Source organism: Nocardia sp. NPDC058497 (genome assembly GCF_042720195.1).
Lineage (GTDB): Bacteria > Actinomycetota > Actinomycetes > Mycobacteriales > Mycobacteriaceae > Nocardia.
In genome coordinates this window covers 1-6818 of sequence record NZ_JBHXMY010000073.1, presented here as the reverse complement: position 1 = coordinate 6818, position 6818 = coordinate 1, and the positions used below count along the sequence as shown (strand labels likewise).

1 pseudogene is annotated in these 6818 nt (G+C 71.3%); it reads left to right on the top strand.

Going from position 1 to position 6818, the window contains the following annotated elements:
* Positions 1-120: 120 nt before the first annotated feature.
* A pseudogene (locus ACFWPJ_RS08020) lies at positions 121-6818 on the top strand (amino acid adenylation domain-containing protein); the annotation flags it as partial.

Here is a 6818-nt window from a genome sequence, read left to right as displayed (position 1 = left end):
CGGGGGCCCGCGTCTCCCCCCCCCCGCCTCGGCCCCCCCCCGCCCCGCCCGCCGGCCCCGGCGCCCGACCCCACGCGCCCCCCCGCCGGCCCGCCCCCCCCGCCGCAATCGAGCACAGGCATGCCCGATTCGCTGTGGCGGGTCCTCGCCATCGGTGAGGCGCTGCCGGGTTCGCTCGCGCAGCGGTTCCGCACCGCGTTCCCGCGCACCGAGCTGTTCAACCTGTACGGCCCCACCGAGGCCGCGGTCTCGATCACCTCGCATCGGGTGAACGCCGCCGACCAGGGCTCGGTCTCCATCGGTGGGCCCGAGTGGAACAGCCAGGTGTACGTGCTCGACTCGCGGCTGCGCCCGGTGCCGGACGGCGTCGCGGGCGAGCTGTACCTCGCGGGCGCGCAGCTGGCGCGCGGCTACTTCGGCCGCCCCGACCTGACCGCCGACCGTTTCGTGGCCAACCCGTTCACCCCCGGTACCCGCCTGTACCGCACCGGTGACCTGGTGGCCTGGCACAACGGCGAACTCGACTACCGCGGCCGCACCGACTTCCAGGTGAAGATCCGCGGCTTCCGCATCGAGCTCGGCGAGATCGAAGCCGCGCTGCTCGCGCTGCCCGAGATCGCGCAGGCCGCCGTCATCGCGAAGTCCGACCCGCGCACCGGCGATCGCCTGGTGGCGTACCTCGTCGGCACGGATATCGACGTCGCACAGGTGAAGTCGACGCTGGCCGCCGGACTGCCGTCGTACATGGTGCCCGCCGCGTTCGTCGTCATGGACGCGCTGCCGCTGAACGTCAACGGCAAGCTCGACCGCAAGGCGCTGCCGGAGCCGGAGTTCGAGGCCCAGGCCTTCCGTGCGCCGTCCACCCCGATCGAGGAGATCGTGGCGGGCGTGTTCGCGGACGTGCTCGGTGCCGAGCGCGTCGGCGCCGATGACGACTTCTTCGCCCTCGGCGGCAACTCGCTGCTGGCCACCCAGGTCGCGGCCCGCCTCGGCGCCGCCCTGGACAGCCGGGTGCCGGTGCGCCTGCTGTTCGAGGCGTCGACCGTCGCCGGTCTCGCGGTGAAGGTGGAGCAGGGTGCCGGCGCCGGTGGGCGTCGCGCGCTGGTCGCCGGACCGCGTCCGGAGCAGGTGCCGCTCTCGCTCGCGCAGCAGCGCATGTGGTTCCTGAACCAGTTCGACACCAGCTCCGCGGTCAACAACATCCCGGTCGCCGTCCGCCTGACGGGCGCGCTGGATGTCGAGGCGCTGCAGCTCGCGGTCGCCGATGTGCTGGCCAGGCACGAGACGCTGCGCACGGTGTACCCGTCGACCGACGGCACGCCGCACCAGGTGATCCTGCCGGTCGAGGGCAATGTCCCGGATCTGACGCCGGAAACCGTCGCGCCCGACCAGGTCCGCGACAAGATCGCCGCACTGATCTCCGCCGGCTTCGATGTGCTCGACGAAGTTCCGTTGCGCGCCAAGCTTCTTCGCGTGGCTGTATCCGATGCCGATGCGTCCGAGGGCCCTGCGTGGTCACGCTCCGCTACCGCCTCCGTGCCCGCCGGTCGCATCGCGGGCGACGAGTTCGTCCTCGTCTTCGTCGCCCACCACATCAGCGCCGACGGCTGGTCCATGGGCCCGCTGACCCGCGACGTGATGGTGGCCTACGCCGCCCGCGCCGCCGGGGAACGCCCGGGCTGGGCGCCGATGCCGGTGCAGTACGCCGACTTCAGCGTCTGGCAGCGCGATGTCCTCGGCTCCGAGGCCGACGACGCCAGCCTGATCTCCCAGCAGGCCGACTACTGGAAGCGCGCGCTCGCCGGTGTGCCCGACGAGCTGAACCTGCCGCTGGACAGGCCGCGTCCGAGCACGCAGTCCTTCGCCGGTGGCCGGGTGCTGTTCCCGATCGGCACCGAGATCCACGCCGGACTCTCGGCCATCGCCCGCGAGCAGAACGCGACGCTGTTCATGGTCGTGCACACCGCCCTCGCGGTGTTCCTGGCGCGCATGTCGGGCACCGAGGACATCGTCATCGGCACCCCGATCGCCGGTCGTGGCGAGGCCGAACTCGACGACGTCATCGGCATGTTCGTCAACACTCTGGCCCTGCGCACGCAGGTCGGCGGCCAGCTCAGCTTCGCCGAGCTGCTGACCCAGGCCAAGGACGCCGACCTGGCCGCCTTCGCGCACGCCGACATCCCGTTCGAACGCCTGGTGGAACTGCTCAACCCCGAGCGCTCCACCGCGCGGCACCCGCTGTTCCAGGTGGCGCTGTCGTTCGAGAACCTGCCCGACGCCAGCTTCGAGCTGCCCGGCCTGTCGGTCTCGGCCGTCGACTTCGACGTCGACACCGCCAAGTTCGACCTGCTGCTCACCGTGCGTGAGGCGGCAGCCGGCGACGAGGCCGGCGCGTACGCCGAGTTCTCCTACGCCAGTGACCTGTTCGACCAGTCGACGGTCGAGAAGTTCGCGCAGCGTTTCCAGCGTCTGCTCGCCGAGGTCGTCACCGACACCACCACCCCGGTCGGCGATCTCGAACTCCTCGACGGCACCGAGCGCACCGAACTGCTCACCCGCACCGGCGGTCCCGCCGCGTCGACGAGCACCCTGCCGGAGCTGCTGGCCCAGGCTGTGGCGACCAACCCGACCGGTCAGGCGATCGTCGCGCCGGGCGAGTCGGTCGACACCGGACTGGTCCGCGCGCTCACCACGACCGGCACGTCGGATGCGGACGAGGCGCAGCGCGCGGGCGCGTCGGCGGATGCCGGTGTCGTCGACACGGGCACGGCTACCTCGGGCGACGTGGTGCGTGCGGGCGAGTCCGGTGGGCTCGCGGCGGCGCAGTCGGGTCAGGCTCGTTCGCTGACCTACGCCGAGCTGGACGCGGCCTCGTCGCGCCTGGCCCGCGTGCTCATCGAGCGTGGTGCCGCGCCGGAGACGGTCGTGGCCATCGCCATGCAGCGCTCGCTCGAGACCACCCTCGCCATCTGGGCAGTCATCAAGTCGGGTGCGGCGTTCCTGCCGGTCGACCCGAAGTACCCGGCCGAGCGTATCGCGCACATGATGTCGGATTCGGGTGCGGCACTGGGCATCACGGTGTCCTCCGAGGTCGAGCACCTGCCCGCGCCCGCCCTTGGTGAGTGGCTGGTCCTCGACGACGCGGCGCTGCATGCCGAGGCCGCCGAGCGGTCCGCCGCGCCGATCACGGACGCGGATCGCCGCGCCGCGGTGCGGTCATCGAACACGGCCTACATGATCTACACCTCGGGTTCGACGGGCCTGCCCAAGGGCGTCGTCGTCACCCACACCGGTGTGGCCAACTTCGCTGCCGCCCAGGTGGCGCAGTTCGGCCTCGGTTCCGACGCCCGCACCCTGGCCTTCGCGTCGCCGTCGTTCGACGCGTCGATCCTCGAGTTCCTGCTGGCTGTCGGCTCGGCGGGCACGCTGGTCATCACCCCGGTCGGCGTGGTCGGCGGCGAGGAGCTGGCCGAGATCATCGTGGGCCGGCAGCTGACCCACGTGTTCCTCACCCCGCTGGTCGCGGCGTCGATGGAACCCGCGGCGCTGGCCGAGGTGGAAGCGCTGATCGTCGGTGGCGACAAGGCCCCCGTCGACCTGGTGGCGAACTGGCACAGCGCGGGCACCGACCCGGCGCACCACCGGTTCTACAACGCCTACGGCCCGACCGAGGCGACCATCGCGACCAACCTGTCCGACCCGCTGCTGCCCGGCGACACCATGAACATCGGTGGCCCCATCGCGGGCGCCACCGTGTACGTGCTCGACAACCGCCTGCGCCCGGTCCCCGAGGGCGTGGCCGGTGAGCTGTACCTGGGCGGCCTCCCGCTGGCCCGCGGCTACCACGCGCGCCACGGCCTCACCGCCGAGCGCTTCGTGGCCAGCCCGTATGTCGAGGGTGAGCGCCTGTACCGCACGGGTGACGTTGTCGCCTGGCGCACCGTCAACGGCAAGCCGGTCGTGGAATACGTGGGCCGCAACGACTTCCAGGTGAAGATCCGCGGTTTCCGTATCGAACTGGGTGAGATCGACGCGGTCCTCACCGCGCACGACGCCGTCGAGTTCGCCGCCACCATCGGCCGCAAGACCGACGCGGGCGCCACCATCCTGGTGTCCTACGTGCGCGGCGACGTGGACCCGGCCGCCCTGGTCGAGTACGCGACGCAGCACTTGCCCGCGCACATGGTGCCCGCCGCCGTCATGGTGCTCGACGAGATCCCGCTGACCCCCGCGGGCAAGCTGGACCGTCGCGCCCTGCCCGAGCCGGTCCTCGCCCCGCGCGAGTTCCGCACGCCCACAAGCGAAGTCGAGGCGATCATCGCCACCGTCTTCGCCGAGGTGCTCGGTGTCGACGCGGTCGGCCTGGACGATTCGTTCTTCGCCCTCGGCGGTGACTCGATCCTGTCCATCCAGCTGGTCTCGCGCGCCAAGGACCGCGGCGTGCTGTTCAAGCCGCGCGACGTGTTCGAGAAGCGCAGCGTGGCGGGCCTGGCCGAAATCGCCGTGCTCGCGGGCGACGCCGACCAGATCGTGCTCGAGGAACTGTCCGGCGGCGGTGTCGGCGACATCCCGATGCTGCCGATCATGCGCCAGATCCTCAGCAGCGGCTCCACCTACGACCGGTTCTCCCAGTCGATGGTGCTGCGCCTGCCGGAGAACATCACCGACGAGGTCCTGCACGCCACCATCGGCGCGGTTTTTGATCACCACGATGTGCTCCGCTCGCGGGTCGCGCGGATCGCGGAGCGACCGGCGGGCACGGAGGCGGCAGCGGAGCGTCACCACGCAGGGCCCTCGGGAGCGGAGCAGTCGGACACTGCGGGCGAGTGGGTCTTCGAGGCGCTGGCGCCGGGCGAGGTCGACGTGACCGCGCTGGTGCGTCGCGTCGAGGTGCCGGGTGAGATCGGTGACGAGCAGCTGTCCAAGCTGGCCAGCATCGAATACGACGAGGCCATGGGCCGGCTTGATCCCGCGAACGCCGCCATGGTGCAGTTCGTCTGGTTCGCCTTCGGCGAGAACGCCGACGGCCCGCGCCGTCGCGACGCGCTGCTCATCGTCGGCCACCACTTCGTGATCGACGGTGTCTCCTGGCGCATCCTGATCCCGGACCTCGGCATGGCCTGGGGTCAGATCGCCGCCGGTCAGCCGGTCGCGCTGCCCGCCAACGGCACCTCGATGCGGCGCTGGGCGCACAGCCTGGTCGAGCAGTCGACCGATCGTCGCGCGGAACTGCCGTTCTGGCGCGAGGTCTCGGCCACCGCCGACCCGCGGCTGGGTGCGCGGGCGTTCGACCCGCAGGTCGACACCTTCGCCACCGTCGACCGCGTGCAGGTCACCCTGTCGCCGGAGGTCACCGACGCGGTGCTCACCGCGATCCCTGGCCTCTACCACGGCGGCGTCAACGACGGTCTGCTCACCGCACTCGCGCTGGCCGTATCCCGTTGGCGCGGTGACGAATCCGGCACCGCGGCGCTGATCAAGCTGGAGGGCCACGGCCGCCAGGAAGAGATCGTCGCCGGTGCCGACCTGTCGCGCACCGTCGGCTGGTTCACCACCGCCTTCCCGGTCCGCCTTGACCTGGCCGGCGCCGACCTCGACGACGCCTTCGCCGGCGGCGCCGTGCTCGGTGACGTGATCAAGTCGGTCAAGGAGCAGATGCTCGCCGTGCCCGACAAGGGCATCGGCTACGGCATGCTGAAGTACCTGACCACCGAGGGCGCGGATCTGCCGAGCGTCGGCCAGATCAGCTTCAACTACCTCGGCCGCGCGACGGCGGGCGAGATCCCCGCCGAACTCGCCGAACTCGGCTGGGTGCCGGTGGCCGATCTCGGCCAGCTCGACGCCGAGATGGACCTGGACATGCCCGCCAACGCGACGCTGGACATCAACGCCATCGTCAACGACGGCGACGAGGGCCCGCAGCTGGGCGCGAACATCGCGTTCCCGACCGGGCTGCTCACGCAGGACCAGGCTCAGGAGTTCGCCGACCTGTTCGTGGCGGCGCTGACCGCGCTGGCCACCCACGCGCAGCGCACCGACGCGGGCGGTTTCACCCCGTCCGACATGCCGCTGGTGCGCGTCGATCAGTCCGATATCGAGCTGTGGGAAGGCGACTACCCGGCCCTGGCCGAGGTGTGGCCGCTCTCGCCGCTGCAGGCGGGCCTGATGTTCCACGCCATGCTCAGCTCGGCGACCGTCGACGTGTACACCGTGCAGGCCGTGCTCGACCTGACCGGCACGCTCGACACCGAGCGGCTGCGGCGCGCGGCCCAGGCCGTGCTCGACCGGTACCCGAACCTGCGGACCGCGTTCGTCACCGACTCGGCCGGTCAGCCGGTGCAGGTCGTGATGTCCGAGCTCGAGGTCCCGTGGCGCGAGGTCGACCTGACCGACCTGCCCGAGGACGAGCGACTGCCGCGCATGCAGCAGCTGCTGGTCGCCGACCGCGCCGACCAGTTCGACATGGCCACCGCTCCGCTGATCCGCTTCGGTCTCTACAAGACCGGCGAGGGTCAGTCCCACCTGGCGATCACGGTGCACCACATCCTGATCGACGGCTGGTCCATGCCGCTGCTCATGCGCGACCTGCTGGTCCTCTACGCGGTGCACGGTGACCTCACCGCGCTGCCGCGCGTGGCCTCCTACCGCAACTTCCTGTCCTTCCTGTCGGGTTGGGATCGCGAAGTGTCGCTGCAGGTCTGGGCCGAGGCGCTGAGCGGGGTCGAAGGCCCCACCCAGCTGGCGCCCGCGCCGCGCACCGAGGAGCGCTACGAACTCGGCAAGGTCATCGTCGAGATCGACAACGACCGCACCAGGGC